The sequence below is a fragment of the Formivibrio sp. oc-25 genome (genome assembly GCF_055810895.1).
On the sequence record NZ_JBVVOL010000002.1, the window covers coordinates 74767 to 93260 of the forward strand.

At 59.4% G+C, this 18494-nt stretch carries 17 protein-coding genes; all 17 read left to right on the forward strand.

Features of this window, described 5'->3' with window-relative positions:
* Positions 1-135: 135 nt before the first annotated feature.
* The 17 genes from AC0KVQ_RS01790 to murG all read left to right on the forward strand — a co-directional run bounded on the left by AC0KVQ_RS01790 (position 136) and on the right by murG (position 18493).
* Positions 136-2943, forward strand: a complete 2808-nt coding sequence (locus AC0KVQ_RS01790; RefSeq protein WP_473419391.1) for a monovalent cation/H+ antiporter subunit A — start codon at positions 136-138, stop codon at positions 2941-2943.
* Positions 2943-3272, forward strand: a complete 330-nt coding sequence (locus tag AC0KVQ_RS01795; protein WP_473419392.1) for a Na+/H+ antiporter subunit C — start codon at positions 2943-2945, stop codon at positions 3270-3272. The genes AC0KVQ_RS01790 and AC0KVQ_RS01795 overlap by 1 nt, the downstream gene beginning before the upstream one ends.
* The gene (locus AC0KVQ_RS01800) at positions 3269-4795 is read left to right on the forward strand and encodes a monovalent cation/H+ antiporter subunit D (protein WP_473419393.1); all 1527 of its coding nucleotides are present in this window, start codon (positions 3269-3271) and stop codon (positions 4793-4795) included. The genes AC0KVQ_RS01795 and AC0KVQ_RS01800 overlap by 4 nt, the downstream gene beginning before the upstream one ends.
* Entirely contained in the window at positions 4792-5280 is a 489-nt protein-coding gene (locus AC0KVQ_RS01805) for a Na+/H+ antiporter subunit E (RefSeq protein ID WP_473419394.1), read from the forward strand. Before AC0KVQ_RS01800 ends, AC0KVQ_RS01805 begins: the two co-directional genes overlap by 4 nt.
* Entirely contained in the window at positions 5274-5543 is a 270-nt protein-coding gene (locus tag AC0KVQ_RS01810; protein WP_473419395.1) for a K+/H+ antiporter subunit F, read from the forward strand. Before AC0KVQ_RS01805 ends, AC0KVQ_RS01810 begins: the two co-directional genes overlap by 7 nt.
* Entirely contained in the window at positions 5540-5890 is a 351-nt protein-coding gene (locus AC0KVQ_RS01815; RefSeq protein WP_473419396.1) for a Na+/H+ antiporter subunit G, read from the forward strand. The genes AC0KVQ_RS01810 and AC0KVQ_RS01815 overlap by 4 nt, the downstream gene beginning before the upstream one ends.
* A 473-nt stretch (positions 5891-6363) precedes the next feature.
* Entirely contained in the window at positions 6364-7167 is an 804-nt protein-coding gene (locus AC0KVQ_RS01820) for an inositol monophosphatase family protein (protein WP_473419546.1), read from the forward strand.
* 240 nt (positions 7168-7407) lie between these two features.
* Entirely contained in the window at positions 7408-7845 is a 438-nt protein-coding gene (gene mraZ, locus AC0KVQ_RS01825) for a division/cell wall cluster transcriptional repressor MraZ (RefSeq protein WP_473419397.1), read from the forward strand.
* Entirely contained in the window at positions 7842-8774 is a 933-nt protein-coding gene (rsmH, locus tag AC0KVQ_RS01830) for a 16S rRNA (cytosine(1402)-N(4))-methyltransferase RsmH (RefSeq protein ID WP_473419398.1), read from the forward strand. Before mraZ ends, rsmH begins: the two co-directional genes overlap by 4 nt.
* Positions 8771-9073 carry a cell division protein FtsL gene (ftsL, locus tag AC0KVQ_RS01835; RefSeq protein ID WP_473419399.1) on the forward strand — a complete coding sequence of 101 codons (303 nt, stop codon included), beginning with the start codon at positions 8771-8773 and terminating at the stop codon, positions 9071-9073. Before rsmH ends, ftsL begins: the two co-directional genes overlap by 4 nt.
* A complete protein-coding gene (locus AC0KVQ_RS01840; protein WP_473419400.1) occupies positions 9073-10920 on the forward strand; it encodes a peptidoglycan D,D-transpeptidase FtsI family protein in 1848 nt (615 codons plus the stop codon). Before ftsL ends, AC0KVQ_RS01840 begins: the two co-directional genes overlap by 1 nt.
* On the forward strand, positions 10917-12398 hold the full coding sequence (locus tag AC0KVQ_RS01845) for a UDP-N-acetylmuramoyl-L-alanyl-D-glutamate--2,6-diaminopimelate ligase (RefSeq protein ID WP_473419401.1): 1482 nt from the start codon (positions 10917-10919) through the stop codon (positions 12396-12398). The genes AC0KVQ_RS01840 and AC0KVQ_RS01845 overlap by 4 nt, the downstream gene beginning before the upstream one ends.
* Positions 12395-13741 (forward strand): UDP-N-acetylmuramoyl-tripeptide--D-alanyl-D-alanine ligase, encoded by a 1347-nt coding sequence (locus tag AC0KVQ_RS01850; RefSeq protein WP_473419402.1) that lies wholly within the window; start codon positions 12395-12397, stop codon positions 13739-13741. Before AC0KVQ_RS01845 ends, AC0KVQ_RS01850 begins: the two co-directional genes overlap by 4 nt.
* 1 nt (position 13742) lies before the next feature.
* The gene (gene mraY / locus AC0KVQ_RS01855; protein WP_473419403.1) at positions 13743-14831 is read left to right on the forward strand and encodes a phospho-N-acetylmuramoyl-pentapeptide-transferase; all 1089 of its coding nucleotides are present in this window, start codon (positions 13743-13745) and stop codon (positions 14829-14831) included.
* Positions 14832-14838: 7 nt separating this feature from the next.
* The gene (murD, locus tag AC0KVQ_RS01860) at positions 14839-16245 is read left to right on the forward strand and encodes a UDP-N-acetylmuramoyl-L-alanine--D-glutamate ligase (protein WP_473419404.1); all 1407 of its coding nucleotides are present in this window, start codon (positions 14839-14841) and stop codon (positions 16243-16245) included.
* Entirely contained in the window at positions 16242-17429 is a 1188-nt protein-coding gene (gene ftsW / locus AC0KVQ_RS01865) for a putative lipid II flippase FtsW (protein ID WP_473419405.1), read from the forward strand. The genes murD and ftsW overlap by 4 nt, the downstream gene beginning before the upstream one ends.
* Complete coding sequence (gene murG / locus AC0KVQ_RS01870) at positions 17426-18493, forward strand: undecaprenyldiphospho-muramoylpentapeptide beta-N-acetylglucosaminyltransferase (protein ID WP_473419406.1); 1068 nt, start codon at positions 17426-17428, stop codon at positions 18491-18493. The genes ftsW and murG overlap by 4 nt, the downstream gene beginning before the upstream one ends.
* Position 18494: the final 1 nt, after the last annotated feature.

Here is an 18494-nt window from a genome sequence, read left to right on the forward strand (position 1 = left end):
GAACATGGAACTGCCGGGCGGGTCGATCTGTCACTATCGGGTTGGCGGGCATCCTATAAAAGGAGTGGAGCTGGGCGGTTTTGATGTTGCCAGGGTGCCATTTTTGTCTATCTAGAATCTGGTTTGGGTGCGAAGATGAATTTGCTTCTGCTGGTATTGTTGCCTTTTCTGGGCGCCATGCTGCTGGGCTGTGTCGTGGGTGCCAGTCGCCAGACAGTGGCCTGGTTTGCCGGCGGGGTTGTGCTGTTTGCGCTGGGCATGCTGGCCTCGGGCATCTCCATTCCCATGTCGGGCAATATTCTGGTCCAGCGTATCGATTGGCTGCCGGCACATGGCATCGGCTTTGATTTCCGGCTGGATGGGCTGGGCATGTTGTTCGCGCTGATGATTCTGGGGATCGGGTTGCTGGTGGTGCTGTATGCCTACTATTACCTCGATGCGCGGGATAGCCTGCTCCGGTTGTATGCCTATCTGCTGCTGTTCATGGGTGCCATGCTGGGGCTGGTGCTGTCTGAAAACCTGCTATTGCTGCTGGTTTTCTGGGAGCTGACCAGCCTGTCTTCGTTCCTGCTGATCGGCTACTGGCGGGAGGAAACGGATGCGCGCAATGGCGCACGGATGGCCTTGGCGGTAACCGGAGCAGGCGGTCTGGCACTGTTGGGCGGATTCATTCTGCTGGCCGACATGGCGGGCAGTTATGATCTGTCGGTCATTCTGGCTGCCGGTGAAACCATACGCAGCCATCCCAATTATCTGCCGGCGCTGATCCTGATCTTGCTGGGCGCGTTTACCAAGTCGGCGCAATTTCCGTTTCATTTCTGGCTGCCGCATGCCATGGCCGCACCAACGCCTGTGTCGGCCTACCTGCATTCAGCCACCATGGTCAAGGCCGGGGTGTTCTTGCTGGCACGCTTGTTCCCGGTGCTGTCCGGCACGGCTGAGTGGGCTTTCATCGTTGGCGGAGTCGGCTTGCTGACCTTGCTGGTGGGGGCGGTGATTGCACTGTTTCAGCATGATCTCAAAGGCTTGCTGGCCTATTCGACCATCAGCCATCTGGGCCTGATTACCCTGTTGTTCGGTATCGGTACGCCGCTGGCAGCGGTGGCCGGTATTTTCCACATCATCAATCATGCAACCTTCAAGGCTTCGCTGTTCATGGCCGCCGGGATCATCGACCATGAGGCCGGCACGCGCGACATGCGTCAGCTGAACGGGTTGTGGCGTGCCATGCCGCATACGGCCACGCTGGCCATGGTGGCCTCGGCTGCCATGGCGGGTGTGCCGTTGTTCAATGGCTTTCTGTCCAAGGAGATGTTCTTTGCTGAAACGGTCGATGTGGCCTCGCATATGCAATTTGGCTGGTTGCTGCCGATTGCGGTAACGATCGCGGGGATCTTTGCCGTAGCCTATTCACTGCGTTTCATTCACGATGTCTTTTTCAATGGCGACGCGGTCGATTTGCCGCGACAGCCGCATGAGCCAGTACAGTGGATGAAGGTGCCAGTAGAAGTCCTGGTGCTGATGTGTGTGCTGGTGGGTGTTTTGCCGGCCTACACAGTCGAACCGATTCTTGCCGTTGCTGTTGGCAGTGTGTTGCAGGCGCCGCCGCCAGCGCATGACCTGGCTATCTGGCATGGTTGGAACCCGGCAGTGCTTATGAGTATTCTGGCCTTGGCGGGAGGTATTGTTCTTTATCTGCAGCGCAAGCCGCTGTTCGCGCTCAGCAACCGTCTGGCCGGACGGTTCGATGCACGTGGCTATTATGAGCAAGGGCTGCATGGCTTTTTCGTGCTGGCGCAACGCATAACAGCCAGGCTGGATGCCGGGGCCTTGCAGCGGCAGGTATGGTGGTTGTTGATCAGTATGCTGGTACTGGGTGGGTGGGGCATGCTGGCGGCAGAGGGCAAGCTTACCGGTACACGTACCTTGTTGCCCGTCGATCTGGTCAGCCTGCTTGCAGTGTTGGCCATCGTAACTGCCACGCTGGCAGTGGTCTGGTTCCATCGGCAACGCCTGATCGCCCTGATCATGGCCGGTGCCGTGGGCTTGCTGGTTTCTCTGGTATTCGTGCGCTTTTCGGCGCCAGATCTGGCGTTGACGCAGTTGTCGGTGGAGGTGGTCACCATCTTGCTGCTGCTGCTGGCGCTCTATTTCCTGCCGCAGGTATCTGTTGTGGTACCCCGTGCTTCAGATCGCGCTGGTGCCGGGCTGATCGCCGTGCTGGGTGGTGCAGGCATGGCGCTATTGGCTTGGGCGGTATTGACTCGCCCGCATGCGGGCCTGGCCGATTATTTTCTGGCCAACAGCGTGCCGGGCGGCGGTGGCGCCAATGTCGTGAATGTGATTTTGGTTGATTTTCGGGGTTACGATACTTTTGGCGAAATCACAGTGCTTGGTCTCGCGGCATTGGGGGTGTACGCCATGCTGGACGGCTTGAAACTCAACGGTCAGGCGCGTCTGCCGGGCGAGCCCGGTCTGGATGCGGATGTGCACCCCATCATCGCCGCAACCTTTTCCCGCCTGCTGCTGCCGCTGGCATTGCTGGTATCGGTCTATATTTTTCTGCGCGGGCATAACGCGCCAGGAGGCGGCTTCATCGCTGGCCTGGTCACTTCAGTGGCACTGATCATGCAGTATCTGGCCAATGGTGTTGCCTGGGCGCAGACACGTCTGCCAGCGCGTACGCATGCGGTGATTGCGCTGGGACTGCTGATTGCAGTGCTGACCGGTCTGGGCAGTTTTGTATTTGGCCATCCGTTCCTGACTTCCACGTTCGGGCATCTGCATTGGCCGCTGGTCGGAGAGTTCGAGCTGGCATCGGCCATGGCATTCGATCTGGGCGTGTATCTGGTAGTCGTGGGCGCAACCTTGCTGATTCTGATCAATATGGGATTGATGCGCGATCCGCGCCGCCACTTGCTCGATCACGGAGGCACAAGCTGATGGAAGCATTGTTTGCGCTGATCATCGGGGTTTTATCGGCCGGCGGTATCTATCTGGTGCTGCAAGCCCACAGTTTCACGGTCGTGCTCGGATTGACCCTGCTTTCTTATGCGGTGAACCTGTTTCTGTTTGCCATGGGGCGCTTGGTTGAGGATGCGCCGCCAGTGGTCAGTGCCACTGCGGCTGCGTATACCGATCCCTTGCCACAGGCGCTGGTGTTGACGGCCATCGTGATCAGTTTTGCCATGACGGCTTTCGTGATTGTGCTGGCGCTGAAATGCCGGGCCGAACTGGGTAACGATCACGTCGATGGCAAGGAGGACGCATGATCCAGCATTGGGTAATTGCCCCTGTCCTGTTGCCGTTTGTTGCCGGGGTGATCCTGTTGTTTTTGCGCAAGGCGCCGATTGCGGTTCAGCGCAATCTCAGCGTGTTGTCGCTATTGGCCCAGGTCTGGCTGGCATTGCGGCTGGCTGAGTTGACTGGCGATGGCAGTATTGGCGTCTATGCGCTGGGCAATTGGTCCGCACCGTGGGGTATCGTGCTGGTGGCTGATCGGCTGGCTGCCATCATGCTGCTGGTGACTGCCTTGCTGGCTTTTTTTGTGGCAATCGCCGCAGGCCAGGGTACGGATAACCAGGGTCGGCACTTCCATGTGCTGTTCCAGATGCAACTGTTTGGTCTGGCGGGCGCCTTCCTTACGGGTGATCTGTTCAATCTGTTCGTTTTTTTCGAAGTCCTGTTGCTGGCCTCTTACGGTTTACTCTTGCATGGCGGGGGGGCGCAGCGCGTGCGGGCTGGCCTGCATTATGTGGTGCTGAACCTGCTCGGCTCCATTGTGTTCCTGATTGCCGCCGGCTTGCTGTACGGTGTGGTCGGTACGCTCAATCTGGCGGATATGGCGGTGCGTGTTGCGGCAACTCCGATGGAAAATGTCGGTCTGGTTCGTGCTGCCGGCCTGCTGTTGCTCGGTGTTTTTGCGCTCAAGGCAGCCTTGCTGCCGCTCTATCTGTGGTTGCCGGCCGCCTACGCGAACACTTCTGCGCCTGTCGCGGCACTATTTGCCATCATGACCAAGGTAGGGGCCTACAGTATTCTGCGCATGCATACACTGGTGTTTGGAGGGGATGCCGGCCCGCTGGCCAATCTGTACGAACCCTGGCTGTTGCCACTGGCCCTGGCGACCCTGATCCTTGGCATGATCGGTGCGGTGGCTGCGGCCAGTCTTGGCCGCATGGCCGCCTATTTCGTGATCGCCTCGGTGGGAACGCTCCTGCTTGCATTCGGGCTGGGTTCCAGCGATGCGATCGCCGCAGGTTTGTATTACCTGCCGCACAGCACTTTTGTAACCGCTGCCTTCTTTTTGCTGATCGATGCCCTGGCCAAGCGTCGCGGCTTGCACGCCGACAAGCTGACGGTTGCGGCCGACATGCCGCAATCCTGGCTGTGGGGGAGCTTGTATCTGGCGCTGGCTGTTCTCCTGGCCGGTTTGCCACCGTTATCCGGTTTTCTGGGCAAATTCCTGTTGCTGAAATCGGCGCTGGATCATTCCTGGCTGATACCGGTGTGGGTAGTTGTCCTGCTGACCGCCTTGCTCGGCCTGATCGTGCTGGCGCGGGCCGGAAGCATGCTGTTTCTTCGCGGTGCCGCAGAGGAAGGGCAGGAGGCAACCGTGATCCGGCATGTCCATCATGAGGTATGGCCGATTGCCGGTCTGTTGCTGCTGACATTGGGGTTGACGGTCTGGGCCGGTTTTTTCAACGATCGAGCGGCAGATGCCGCCAGCCAATTGCTGGCGCCACAGCGCTATGTGGCAGCGGTATTGGCGCCTGAGCGGAGTGTGCTGCCATGAAACGGCTGTTTCCCCATTTCCTGCTGACACTGGTGCTGGCGCTGGTCTGGTTGCTGCTCAATAACACGCTGGCGCTTGGCCATGTGCTGCTGGGCCTGCTGCTTGGCTGGCTGATTCCCTTCTTTTCGCAGCCGTTCTGGCCGCAGACGGTGCATATTCACCGTCCGCTGGCCTTGCTTGGCTTTATCGGCTGCGTCATGGTCGACATCCTGCTTGCCAATCTCACCGTCGCCCGACTGCTGCTGGGTTCGCCCGCCCGACTTCGCCCGGCTTTCGTGCGTGTGCCGCTGGCGCTCCGGCATGAACTGGCGCTCAGCCTGCTGGCCAATACCATTTGCCTGACCCCTGGCACCCTGTCTGCGCGGCTGAGTCCTGATCGCAGGTTCCTGCTGGTGCATGCACTGGATACCGACGATGCCGCGCATGTGGCGGCTTCGATCAAGCAGCGCTATGAAAAACGGCTGAAGGAGATTTTCGAATGCTGACCGTGGCACTCTACATTGCATTTGGTCTGGTCGGAGCCGCTTGCCTCATGACTTTCATCCGCCTGTATCGCGGCCCCAGCGCGCCGGATCGCATCCTGGCGCTGGATACGCTCTATATCAATGCCATTGCCTTGCTGGTTTTGCTTGGCATCCATCTGGCCAGCCCGATTTATTTCGAGGCGGCATTGCTGATCGCGCTGATGGGATTCATCGGCACGGTTGCACTGTGCAAATATCTCATGCGTGGAGACATCATCGAATGAACCCGCTGCTTGAAGTCCTGTTGTCGATCCTGATCGTGGCTGGTGGGCTGTTTACGTTTATCGGCACGCTTGGCCTGTTTCGCCTGCATGATTTTTATACCCGGCTGCATGGGCCAACCAAGGCGACAACGCTGGGAGTGGGTTGCCTGTTGCTGGCATCCGCCCTCTTTTTCAGCACCAGTACTGGCAACCTGAGCCTGCACGAAATCCTGGTAAGTCTGTTCCTGTTTATCACGGCACCTGTTTCTGCCCATATGCTGGCCAAGGTGGCACTCAATCTCAGGCTTGAATCGATTGCAAAGTTGCCAGAAGAGGAAACCGGAACGCACGATACGATTCAGGATTGATGCTTCCGGCCCCTTGTTTTAGGCTCTGTTGACATTTGATTAATTTTTACGCGGCTGGGGTATTTTGCTCCAGTACAAGGCATTTCCCAGGCCGCGGTACGGGTACCGCAAGTGGGAAATAACGCCGTAATGGAGCAAAAGACCTAGCCGCCCGAAGGGCAAGCCCGCCATTCTTGCTGGTGGCTTCGTCGCCAATGCTCGCAAGGCTACAGCCTTGCTTGTGCTTAGCTTCTCGCCCGAGCAAGTTGGCGGGGTTGCGTAAAAAACAATCAAACGTCAACAGAGCCTAGTGATCCATCCAGCAATCGTTGCGGTAACTTGCATATTCCCCAGCATTCCTGCTCGAAAATCCTGCCGACTCATGGGTACACTTCTGGTTTCTTGGCGTTTGATTCAATCGCCAGCAGAATCCAGCCTTTGTGCGCAGATGAACGTGACACATGTTCCAGGAGTAAAGCTTGAGCGATATGGCGTTGTTGCCGGCTCTGCGGGAGGTCGCCCGCAAGGTGGCGCGTACGGAAATCATGCCGCGTTTCGCCAGTGTGGTGGCACAGCGCAAGGCGGATGGCAGCTTGCTGACCGAGGCGGATCTCGCTGCGCAGCAGGCCCTGGTCCATGCTTTGCCGCAACTGGCTGCTTTTCCGGTGCTGGGAGAGGAAATGTCGCGGCTAGAGCAGGAAAAACTCTGGTGTGACAGTGCTTCCGGCTTGTGGGTGGTCGACCCCATCGATGGCACGACCAATTTTGCCCGTGGCTTGCCGTGTTTTTCGGTATCGATTGCCTTGGTGCGCCAGGGACGGCCTGTCCTCGGTGTCGTCTATGCACCAATGCTGGATGAATGTTATAGCGCGGTGGCAGGCGAAGGTGCCTGGTTGAATGAAGATCGCCTGTCTTGCCGGGCGGATGTGCCAATGGCGCACGCGGTGGCCTCCATTGAAACCAAGCGCTTGCCTGCCGGTTTGGCGGCATATGTTGTGACGGACCCACCGTTTCGTTCGATGCGAAATTTTGGGGCTGCCACACTGGATTGGTGCTGGCTGGCAGCCGGGCGTGTCGATGTCATGTTGTACGGCGCGCAAAAGTTGTGGGATTTCGCCGCTGGCGCGCTCATCCTGCAGGAAGCGGGTGGGCGGGTTGCAACGCTTGAACAGCCAGACTTCTGGCTGGCGGATCCGTGGCAGCGCTCGGTGGTGGCCGCGCGTACCCCGGCACTGTTTGCGCCGTGGCGGGAATGGTTGCGAGATGGCCGCCTGTCAGTCATGTCGGTCACAAAATAAGCAAGTTGCCCAATCAGGCGGCGCTCGGGCATTCTTAACTTAAAGTAACACTTTAACTTTAAGGCCTTTATCGTTATTTATTTACGTGTTTTTGCTTGTAATGAAATTGCCGTAAGTGGTTGTATCAAAAGGAAAAATCAAAGTGCCTGCGCTTGTGCCGGCATTTTTTTTTAGCTATAGTGGGGCGAAGTGGGGTTAAGTGGGTATTTGTGGGGAATTTCTCGCAAAAATGGGGTAGCAATGTTCAGCGGTGTTTCAACTCTCAATCTGGATAGCAAGGGGCGTTTGGCGATACCGGCCAAGCATCGCGAACTGCTGTCCGTCATGAGTGAAAACCGCGTCATGATTACCCTGAATCCCGAAGGTTGCCTGCTTATTTATCCCAAAATCGAGTGGTTGCCCGTGTACGAACAACTGCGCAAATTATCCGGCACGCAGGCAGGCATTGCCCGCGTGATTCTCGGATTTGCCGAGGAGCTGGAGCTCGATTCCGCCGGCCGAATCCTGGTGCCGACCAAATTGCGTGAACTGGCTGGTCTGGACAAGGAGGTCGCACTGGTCGGGCAGGGCAACAAGTTCGAGCTGTGGCATGACGCAAGCTGGACCGCGAAGGTTCAGGCGCTCATGTCGATTGACAAGGCCAGTCTGGCCGAGCAGATGCAAGGTATCGTGCTGTGAGTTTCGTACACCGCACGGTGTTGCTTCAGGAAGCAGTCGATGCGCTGGCAATCAAGCCGGGCGGCATTTATGTCGACTGTACCTTTGGCCGGGGTGGTCATTCCCGGCTCATTCTTTCGCGCTTGGGTGAGCAAGGCCGCCTGATTGCGTTCGACAAGGATCCGCATGCGATTGCCGAGGCAGAGCGGATCGATGATCCGCGTTTCGAGATTGTTCATTCCGGTTTTGTGGCTTTGAAAGAAGCGCTGGCAGCGCGGGGCGTTGCTGGCGTGGATGGTGTTTTGATGGATCTGGGGGTGTCTTCTCCCCAGTTGGATGACGGGAGCCGCGGGTTCAGTTTCCGCTTCGATGCTCCGCTCGACATGCGCATGGATACCACGCGCGGACCGACGGCGGCAGAGTGGCTGAATGCGGCAGAGGAAAAAGAAATAGCCGAGGTGGTGAGAGATTATGGCGAAGAGCGGTTTGCTAAACAGGTTGCAGCAGCGATTGTTGCGGGTCGGAGAACAGCACCGATTGTCAGCACAGGACAGCTTGCCAAGATCGTGGCAACGGCAGTCCGCACCCGCGAGCCGGGTCAGGACCCGGCGACACGCACCTTCCAGGCTGTACGGATTTACATCAATCGCGAGCTTGAAGAGCTATCGCTGACCTTGCCGCAGGCGCTGGCGGTACTGGTGCCGCATGGTCGTCTGTCGGTGATCGCTTTCCATTCGCTGGAAGACCGCATCGTCAAGCGCTTCATGCAGGATGCTGCAACCAGTGATCGACTGCCTTCGCGTCTGCCGGTGCGTGCAGCAGAGATTGGCGAAGCGCCACTCAGGCTGTTGGGTAAGCCAATTCGGGCAAGCGCTGCAGAAGTCGCGGAAAACCCGCGTGCGCGCAGTGCGATTCTGCGGGTTGCGGAGCGAACAGGTGCGGCGTTATGACCCGTCTCAACCTTTTCCTTTTGCTGGTGCTGATTGCTTGTTCGCTGCTGGTGGTGACGAGCCAGCACAAGGCCCGCAAGCTCTATATCGAATTGCAGAAAGCCGAGCAGGAAACCAAACGCCTGAATGTGGAGTGGGGGCAGTTGCAGCTCGAACAAAGCACCTGGGCCATGCATTCACGTATCGAAGCCGAAGCAACGCGTCGATTGGGCATGCAGACGCCACCCGAGAGCCGCACCCTGGTCATCCTGCCGCATGGGCAGTCCGTAGCCAAGCCGGATAAGCGCGAGGTGCCCTGATGTCGGTTGGCACAACGCCTCGTCCCAATCCACGACGCCAGCGCTTCAATCCGCCTCCCCGGCTTGAACGCTGGCGTGCCTGGTTTGTACTGGTCGCATTGCTGGTGCTGTTTGCGGCCTTGCTCGGGCGCGGAATCTGGCTGCAGGTATTCAACGATGCATTTCTGCAGGAACAGGGCGAGGCCCGTTACGCGCGCAACCTGAAGCTGGAGGCCAACCGCGGCGTGATCACGGACCGCAACGGCGAACCTCTGGCGATTTCGACCCCGGTCAAATCGATCTGGGCCAGCCCGCGCGCCATCACGCTGTTGCCGCCTGGGCAGCGCCGCGCGGAGGATTGGTCGCCGGCCAGCGACAAGGATCCTACGCCGGTCTCGCTGGATGAAGCCAAGGCTCTGGCCAATGCCTTGCAGATAGCGCCGGATGAGCTCGTCAAGAAGCTGAACGATACGCGCCGCAATGCCAGGGGTGAGGAACAAAAAAGTGATTTTGTCTGGCTCAAGCGCCATTTGCCGCCGGATCAGGCCGAAGCGATCCTGGGGTTGAACACCCCCGGTATCTATGCGCAGACGGAATACCGGCGCTATTACCCGGCGGGCGAAATCATGGCGCACATCGTCGGTTTCACCGATATCGACGGCAAAGGCCAGGAAGGGTTTGAGCTGACCAAGGAAAGCATGCTCGCGGGCAAGCCCGGCAGCCGTAGCGTGATTCGTGATCGGCGCGGCTATATCGTCGAAGACGTATCGACCATTGTTCCGCCCAGGGATGGAACGCGTCTTGAGCTGTCGATCGATCGCCGGATCCAGTATCTGGCGTATCGCGAATTGAATCATGTTGTTGAAACAACCCGGGCGATTGGCGGCGGGGTGGTTGTGCTGGATGCCCACACCGGTGAAGTGCTGGCATTGGCAAACGCGCCTTCCTACAACCCGAACAGCCGTACCCGGATTGATCCGGCTCGCCGTCGCAACCGGGCGCTGACCGATATCTACGAACCGGGTTCAACCATGAAGCCGTTTACCGTGGCGGCTGCGATGGAGGCCGGCAAGATCAAGCCATCAACTGTGTTTTCCACGGATGGTGGCCGCATGACGATTGGGCCCAACACCATCCATGACGCCCATGCGGCTGGGTCGCTCACGGTCGAGCAGATCATCCAGAAATCCTCCAACGTCGGCACAGCGAAGATCGCCCTGATGCTGGAGCGCGAGTATTACTGGAATTTTTTGCATAGCGTGGGGTATGGAGAACTGCCGCGGACCGGCTTCCCGGGTGAAGCCGCCGGACGCTTGCGGCCGTGGAAAAACTGGGTGCCGATCGATCAGGCCACGATGGCCTACGGCCATGGCATTTCGGTCAGCCTGATGCAAATGGCCAGGTCTTATCAGCTGTTTGCCACTGACGGCGAAATGCGCCCGGTGACGTTTACTCGCCTGGTGGCACCGATGCCAGGCAAGCAGGTGATCAGCGCCAATACCGCGCGTGCAGTCCGCAAGATGCTGGAAATGGTGACACAACCCGGTGGTACCGCGGTGAAATCGCAAGTGGTCGGCTACCGCGTGGCGGGCAAGACCGGCACGGCGACCAAACTGGAAAATGGCATGTATGTAAAAAAATACGTTGCCTCGTTTATCGGTTTTGCCCCGGTTTCCGATCCGCGCCTGATCGTCGCGGTCATGGTGGATGAGCCGCAAGGCGGCTATTACGGCGGCCAGGTGGCTGCGCCGGTATTCAGCAATATTGTGGCTGGCAGCTTGCGCATGCTCGGTGTGCCGCCAGATGCCCCAACCGGCAACACGATAGGTCCGGATAGCGAAGTCGAAGACGTGAGAGAGGAAACATGAAACCCGGAAGCTGGAAATTGCCGCAACCTGATTGGACCGCCATCGATGCGCTGGCCGCCGGCCGATCCATCGTGGCTGACAGTCGTCAGGTTCGCCCGGGCGATATCTTCCTGGCCTTTCGGGGTGAGTATGCCGATGGCCGCAAGTATATTGCCGACGCCATTGCGGCAGGTGCCGCTGGTGTGATCTGGGAAGCAGAAGATTTTGTCTGGGATGCTGCCTGGCCGGTGCCCAATCATGCAGTGCCGGCCCTGCGCGCGCAGGCCGGTATTGTTGCCGCCCACCTGCGCGGCAATCCGTCGCAAGCGATGTGGGTAGCCGGAATTACCGGTACCAACGGCAAGACCTCGATTTCGCACTGGCTGGCACAGGCCTTTACCTTGCTGGGTGGCAAGGGGGGCGTGCTGGGCACGGTAGGCAATGGCTTTCCGGAGGCATTAGAAAGCTCGACCCATACGACACTGGATCCGGTCAATCTGCAGAACTGGTTTGCCCGGTTGCGCGATGCCGGGGCCAGCCATGTGGCGCTGGAAGTTTCATCGCATGGTCTGGATCAGGCGCGTGCGCATGGCGTGGCTTTTGATTGCGCCATCTTCACCAATCTGACGCGCGATCATCTGGACTACCACGAAACCATGCAGGCGTATGGCGCAGCCAAGGCCAAGCTGTTCGAGTGGGATGGTTTGCAGCATGCAGTGATCAATGCTGATGACGATTTCGGCCGCGAGCTGCTCGCGCTGTCGCGCGCACAGACCACCTGGTCATATGGACTCTACGAAGGCGACATTCACGCTACACGGCTGCATGCCTCACTGGACGGTTTGCGACTCGAAGTCCAGACGCCGGCTGGTGCCGGGGTGATCGTTTCGCCCATGATCGGTCGTTTCAATGCCAGCAATCTGCTTGCCTGCCTGGGCAGCCTGCTCGCGGCTGGCGTGCCGCTCGAGGCTGCGACCGAGGTGCTTGGCCGGGTCAAGCCGGCTGCCGGGCGCATGCAGCGGCTTGGCGGTGGGCGCGAGCCGCTGGTGATCGTGGATTATGCACATACGCCCGATGCTCTGGAAAAAGCTTTGCTGGCCGTGCGGGAGTGCATGGCGCACGGTGGGCGGCTCTACTGTGTCTTTGGCTGTGGCGGTAACCGTGATCGCGGCAAACGCCCATTGATGGGTGAGATTGCCTGCCGTCTGGCCGACAGTGTGGTGATTACCAGCGACAACCCGCGCGATGAAGAGCCGAAAACCATCATTCAGGACATCGTTGCCGGCGTATCGGGAGTGCCTGGCACCGGCCGCGCCAATTACGCGATCGAATCCGATCGGGCTGCGGCGATCGCGGATGCAGTTGCGCTGGCCCGACCGGGCGATGTGGTACTGATTGCAGGAAAAGGCCACGAAAATTATCAGGAAATCAAAGGTGTGCGCCATGTCTTCGATGATGTCGAAGTGGCGCGTGCCGCATTGAGCAGGAAAAAAGAATGATGCTGACTTTGCGCGAATTGGCGCAGGCCATCGGTGGAAAGCTTGGTGCCGAGGGCGAGCTGGTATTCGAGCGCGTAACCACCGATAGCCGGGATGTGCGTCCCGGTGATCTGTTCATCGCACTCCAGGGTGAGCGTTTCGATGGCCATGATTTTGTCGACCAGGTACTGGCCGCAGGTGCTGTCGCGGCGGTGACCAGCAAGCCGGTTGCCGGCGCGCATGTGCTGGTGGGCGATACTTTGCAGGCGCTGGGTGCCCTGGCGGCCGCCTGGCGTAACCGCTTTTCCGGCGTACGTGTGATCGCGGTCACCGGCAGCAATGGCAAGACCACCGTCAAGGAAATGATCGCTTCGATTCTTGCCCAGCATGTTGGCGCCGAGCAGGTGCATGCCACGCGCGGCAATCTGAACAACCATATCGGCTTGCCGCTGACGCTGCTTGGCATGCGTGAAGGCTGTCGCTATGTGGTGGCGGAAATGGGCATGAACCATTTTGGCGAAATTGCCGCGCTCACGCGCATTGCCAGACCCGATGTGGCCGTGATCACCAATGCCGGCAACGCGCATCTGGAAATGCTTGGTTCGGTCGAGGGCGTTGCGCGGGCCAAGGGCGAGATTTTTGAGGGGCTGCAGGCCAAAGGCTGCGCCATCATCAATGCCGATGACGTTCATGCCGAATTGTGGGCCAAGCTCGCCAGCCGCTTCCGGCAGCGCACTTTTGGCCTGAAAACGGCTGAAGTCGGCGCGCACTCCCTGCAGGCGACTGCGCAGGGTACGCGCTTCGTACTCGATACGCCGGTCGACGATGCGGTGGTCGATTTGCAGGTGCCCGGTGTGCATAACGTGCGCAATGCACTGGCTGCTGCTGCCGTTGCGCTGGAATTGCGCGTACCGATGGAAACGATCGCATTGGGGCTGGAAGCCTATCGGGGCGTCAAGGGAAGGCTGGAGATCAAGCAGGCTTTCAATGGTGCCACCCTGATCGATGATACCTACAACGCCAATCCGGATTCGATGCGTGCGGCGATTGATGTCCTGATGGCGCGTGACGGGAAATCGATTCTGGTGCTGGGCGACATGGGCGAGGTTGGTAATGAATCCGCGCAGCGCCATGCCGAAATCGGCGCCTACGCCAAGCAAAAAGGGGTAGGTAGCCTCTTCGTGCTGGGTGATGCCATGAAGCATGCCGCACAAACCGGGGGCGGTCGGCATTTTGATTCCGTGGAGGAACTGGTTGCAGCCGTGCGGGCAGTCCTGGCACCGGAGATGACGGTGCTGGTCAAGGGGTCGCGTTTCATGCAGATGGAACGTGTGGTGAAAGCGCTGCAGGAACAGGGAAACTGAAATGCTGTTGATCCTGACGAATTGGCTGGGCGAATCGGTTCGAGCCTTCAATGTATTCAATTATCTGTCGCTGCGTGCCGTACTGGCGACGATCACGGCATTGGTGATTTCCTGGCTGTTGGGCCCGTGGGTGATCCGCAAGCTCACCGAGATGAAGGTGGGCCAGGCCGTGCGCAATGATGGCCCGCAGACGCATCTGGTCAAGGCCGGTACACCCACGATGGGCGGCACGCTGATCCTGCTGGCTATCGGTCTGACTACCCTGCTGTGGGGTGATCTGGGCAACCGTTTCATCTGGCTGGTGCTGATCGTGACGATGGCCACCGGCGTGATCGGTTTTGTCGACGATTACAAGAAGGTCGCGCTCAAAAATCCGAAGGGATTGTCTGCCAAGGCCAAGATGATCGGGCAGTCGGTTATCGCGATTGGCGCCGGCCTGTTTCTGGTCAGCACTGGCGGTAACCTGCCCGAGCATACCGGTTTCATCATTCCGTTCTACAAGCAGATCCTGTATCCGTTCGGGGCAATCGGTTTTTGCATCCTGACCTACCTGGTCATTGTCGGTACCAGCAACGCCGTGAACCTGACCGACGGTCTGGATGGTCTGGCGATCATGCCCACCGTGTTGATTTCCGGCGCTTTTTGCATCTTCGCCTATGTTGCCGGCCATGCCGTGTTCTCGCGTTATCTCGGTGTGCCTTATGTGCCGGGCGCGGGTGAGCTGGTGGTGTTCTGTGCGGCGATGGTTGGTGCCGGTCTGGGATTCTTGTGGTTCAACGCCTATCCGGCCGAAGTCTTCATGGGCGATGTCGGCGCTCTGGCCTTGGGCGCCGGGCTTGGCACCGTGGCGGTAATCGTTCGCCAGGAAATCGTGCTGTTCATCATGGGTGGCGTGTTCGTGGTCGAAGCGCTGTCGGTGATGATCCAAGTCGCGAGCTTCAAGCTGACCGGCAAGCGCGTGTTCAGGATGGCGCCGCTGCATCACCACTATGAACTCAAGGGCTGGAAGGAAACGCAGGTGGTGGTCCGTTTCTGGATCATCACCATGTTGCTGGTGCTGGCGGGCCTCGCCACGCTGAAACTGCGGTAAAGAGAAGATGGAACTCAAAGGCAAACATTGCATCGTCGTCGGTCTCGGTGACACCGGGTTTTCCGCTGCCAAATGGCTGGCGAGGCAGGGTGCGTGCGTCACCGTTGCCGATAGTCGCGCCGTACCGCCGAATCTCGATGCCCTGAAAACCGCTCTGCCGCAGGTCGAATTGCGCCTGGGCGCTTTCAGTGCGTCCACATTCGCCGATGCCGATCTGCTGGTAGTCAGCCCCGGCGTGGCGCTGGCAACGAAGGAAATTGCCGGTGCGATTGCCGGTGGTATCCCGGCAGTGGGCGATGTCGAGCTGCTGGCGCAAGCCATCGCCGGCAAAGGCTGCAAGATGATTGCCATTACCGGTGCCAATGGCAAATCCACCGTCACTTCCATGGTCGGGGCGATGTGTGCTGCTGCGGGATTGAAAACCGAAGTTGCCGGCAATATCGGCCTGCCTGTACTGGATGCACTGGGCAACTGGCAGGACAAGGGCGAGCTGCCCGACGTCTGGGTGCTGGAGCTTTCCAGCTTCCAGCTTGAAACCACGTCGAGCCTCATGCCGGATTCCGCCGCAGTACTCAATGTGACCGAGGATCATCTCGATCGTTACGATGGCAGCATGCAGAAGTATGCAGCGGCCAAGGCACGCATTTTTGCCGGCCATGGCGTACAGGTGCTCAATCGCGAGGATGCCTGGTGCCGCGACATGGCACTGGCGGGGCGTGATGTGGTCTGGTTTGGTATCGATGCGCCATCTGCCGCCGGTGAGTATGGCCTGGTTGCCGTCGACGACGATTTCAGCTTGCGCTGCGGCGAGGAAGAGCTGATGCGTGCCAGCGAGCTGCCACTGGCTGGCCTGCACAATGCAGCCAATGCGCTGGCTGCGCTGGCCTTGTGCCGTGCCATCGGCCTGAGTGCCGCACCACTGGTGAGTGCGCTCAAGACGTTCAAGGGCTTGCCGCACCGGGTCGAGTTCGTCGCCGAGGTGAATGGCGTGCGCTACTACGACGATTCCAAGGGCACCAATGTTGGCGCTACCGAGGCGGCGCTCAAGGGCATGACCCGGCCGGTGATCCTGATCGCCGGCGGCGATGGCAAGGGTCAGGATTTTGGTCCGCTCAAAGTTGCCTGCGAGCGCATCTGCCGCGCGGTAATCCTGATTGGCCGCGATGCGCCGCAAATCGCCGAGGTATTGAACGAGGCAACTTCCGCGTTCCTGCCCGAAGGTGACGAGGAAGAGAATTTCCTGCCGGTGTTGCAAGTGCCGACGCTGGAAATGGCCGTGATGATGGCGGCGAACTTTGCCGAGCCTGGCGATGTGGTGCTGCTCTCGCCCGCCTGCGCCAGCTGGGACATGTTCCGCAATTATGCGCACCGTGCCCAGGTATTCATCGATAGCGTAAAGGCGCTGCCGCAATGAAACAGATGCTCTATCAGGCCATGAAACGGGCCCGCCCCAGCATGAGCGCTTATGACGAAGCGCTCTTGTGGTGCGTGCTGTTGCTGGTTTCGGTAGGGCTGGTGATGGTGTATTCCGCTTCGATCGCCATGGCGGAAGTCGACAAGGATACCGGTTTCCGTTCGACTTACTTCCTGGTCCGGCATGCTATTTTCCTGTTGATCGGCATCAGCGCGGCGGCTGCGGTATTCAATATTCCGACGACGTTCTGGCAGCAATACGCGCCCAAGCTCTTTATCGTTGGCGTGGTCATGCTGCTGCTGGTGCTGATCCCGGGCATTGGCCGCGAAGTCAACGGCAGTCGGCGCTGGTTGTCACTGGTTGTGATCAACCTGCAGCCTTCCGAGCTGATGAAGTTCTTTGCCGTGCTGTATGCCGCGGACTACACCGTACGCAAGGCAGGCAGCATGGCTGCCAGTTTTATCGAAAGCTTCACCAAGGTACTGCTGCCGATGGGCATCGTCATGGCGGTGGTCGGTAGTTTGCTGCTGCTGGAACCGGATTTTGGCGCATTTGCCGTGATCACGGCGATTGCCATGGGCTTGCTGTTCCTGGGGGGCTTCAACTGGCGCCTGTTTGCCGGCCTGATCGTATTCCTGGGCGTGGCTTTTGTCGGGCTGGTGGTGAGCTCCCCGTACCGCATGCAACGCGTGCTGGGCTTCCTTGATCCGTGGCAAGACCCGTACGGCAAGGGCTACCAGCTTTCACATTCGCTGATCGCGTTTGGTCGTGGCGAGTGGAATGGTGTGGGCCTCGGTGCCAGCGTCGAGAAACTCTCCTACCTGCCCGAAGCGCATACCGACTTCCTGATGGCCATCATCGCCGAGGAGCTGGGCCTGATGGGTGTCAGTGTGGTGGTGGCCCTGTTTGCCTTCCTGGTGAGCCGCGCCTTTCAGGTCGGGATTCAGGCCGCCAAGCTCGAGCGCCTGTTCCAGGCCCTGGTGGCACAGGGCATTGCGATCTGGCTGGGCGTGCAATCGTTCATCAATATCGGCGTGAACATGGGCTTGCTGCCGACCAAGGGACTGACCTTGCCGCTGCTGTCATTCGGCGGCTCGGGCATTGTTGCCAACTTGCTGGCAATCGGCGTGCTGTTGCGTATCGATTATGAAAACCGTCAGCTGATCCGGGGGGTACGCCGATGAGCCAGCGTACGCTTCTGGTCATGGCCGGTGGTACCGGCGGCCACATTTTCCCGGCACTGGCCGTGGCCAATGCCTTGCGTGACAAGGGCTGGAGCGTGGTGTGGCTGGGCGCGGCAGATCGCATGGAAACCCGCATCGTGCCCCAGGCTGGCATTACGCTGGAAACCCTGCAGATCAGCGGCGTACGCGGCAAGGGTGTATTGACCAAACTGGTACAACCCTGGGTGCAGCTGAAAGCACTGCTGGGTGCCTTGCGTGTGATCTTCAAATATCGCCCGGATGTGGCGATCGGCTTTGGCGGGTTCACCGGCTTCCCCGGTGGACTGGCTATGCGACTGCTGTGGCTGCCGCTGGTGATCCACGAGCAGAATTCCGTGGCTGGATTGACCAACCGGGTGCTCGCCAAAATCGCCAACCGCGTGCTGTTTGCGTTTCCGTCAGCTTTCCCGGGGTGTGAAGGTTGTGTGGGGAACCCGGTTCGTAAGGAAATCACGCTGGTGGAGGCACCGCAAGCACGTTTTGCTGCGCGCACCGGGCCGCTGCGCCTGCTGGTTGTCGGTGGCAGCCTGGGCGCGCAGGTGTTCAACGAGGAAGTACCCAAGGCGCTGGCGCAACTGGCGCCGGAGCTGCGACCGGCGGTGGTGCATCAGGCTGGAGAAAAACACATTCAAGCCTTGCGTGAGAATTACGAAAAGGCGGGCGTTGTGGCAGAATGCGCGCCTTTTATCGCTGACATGGCCCAAGCCTACGCCGAGGCGGATCTGGTGGTGTGCCGTGCTGGCGCGTTGACCGTGGCAGAGCTCGCATGTGTTGGCGCAGCAGCGGTACTGGTGCCGTTTCCGCATGCAGTGGACGACCACCAGACTGGCAATGCGCGTTATTTGTCCGAAGCCGGGGCTGGCATTCTGATCGGACAAAAAGAATTCAATGCGGAAAAACTGGCCGAGCTGCTGCAAGGCATGAACCGGGAGCGTTGCCTGGAAATGGCTATCAAGGCGCGGGCACTGGCCAAGCCGCAAGCCACGGAAAGCGTGGTCAGGGTGATCGAGGAATTGGGAATGTGAA

What these genes read in the sequence shown, in the direction of transcription:
- AC0KVQ_RS01790 (WP_473419391.1), top strand. Translation starts at nt 136, where the DNA reads ATGAATTTGCTTCTGCTGGTATTGTTGCCTTTTCTGGGCGCCATGCTG.
- AC0KVQ_RS01795 (WP_473419392.1), top strand. Translation starts at nt 2,943, where the DNA reads ATGGAAGCATTGTTTGCGCTGATCATCGGGGTTTTATCGGCCGGCGGT.
- AC0KVQ_RS01800 (WP_473419393.1), top strand. Translation starts at nt 3,269, where the DNA reads ATGATCCAGCATTGGGTAATTGCCCCTGTCCTGTTGCCGTTTGTTGCC.
- AC0KVQ_RS01805 (WP_473419394.1), top strand. Translation starts at nt 4,792, where the DNA reads ATGAAACGGCTGTTTCCCCATTTCCTGCTGACACTGGTGCTGGCGCTG.
- AC0KVQ_RS01810 (WP_473419395.1), top strand. Translation starts at nt 5,274, where the DNA reads ATGCTGACCGTGGCACTCTACATTGCATTTGGTCTGGTCGGAGCCGCT.
- AC0KVQ_RS01815 (WP_473419396.1), top strand. Translation starts at nt 5,540, where the DNA reads ATGAACCCGCTGCTTGAAGTCCTGTTGTCGATCCTGATCGTGGCTGGT.
- mraZ (WP_473419397.1), top strand. Translation starts at nt 7,408, where the DNA reads ATGTTCAGCGGTGTTTCAACTCTCAATCTGGATAGCAAGGGGCGTTTG.
- ftsL (WP_473419399.1), top strand. Translation starts at nt 8,771, where the DNA reads ATGACCCGTCTCAACCTTTTCCTTTTGCTGGTGCTGATTGCTTGTTCG.
- AC0KVQ_RS01840 (WP_473419400.1), top strand. Translation starts at nt 9,073, where the DNA reads ATGTCGGTTGGCACAACGCCTCGTCCCAATCCACGACGCCAGCGCTTC.
- AC0KVQ_RS01845 (WP_473419401.1), top strand. Translation starts at nt 10,917, where the DNA reads ATGAAACCCGGAAGCTGGAAATTGCCGCAACCTGATTGGACCGCCATC.
- AC0KVQ_RS01850 (WP_473419402.1), top strand. Translation starts at nt 12,395, where the DNA reads ATGATGCTGACTTTGCGCGAATTGGCGCAGGCCATCGGTGGAAAGCTT.
- mraY (WP_473419403.1), top strand. Translation starts at nt 13,743, where the DNA reads ATGCTGTTGATCCTGACGAATTGGCTGGGCGAATCGGTTCGAGCCTTC.
- murD (WP_473419404.1), top strand. Translation starts at nt 14,839, where the DNA reads ATGGAACTCAAAGGCAAACATTGCATCGTCGTCGGTCTCGGTGACACC.
- ftsW (WP_473419405.1), top strand. Translation starts at nt 16,242, where the DNA reads ATGAAACAGATGCTCTATCAGGCCATGAAACGGGCCCGCCCCAGCATG.
- murG (WP_473419406.1), top strand. Translation starts at nt 17,426, where the DNA reads ATGAGCCAGCGTACGCTTCTGGTCATGGCCGGTGGTACCGGCGGCCAC.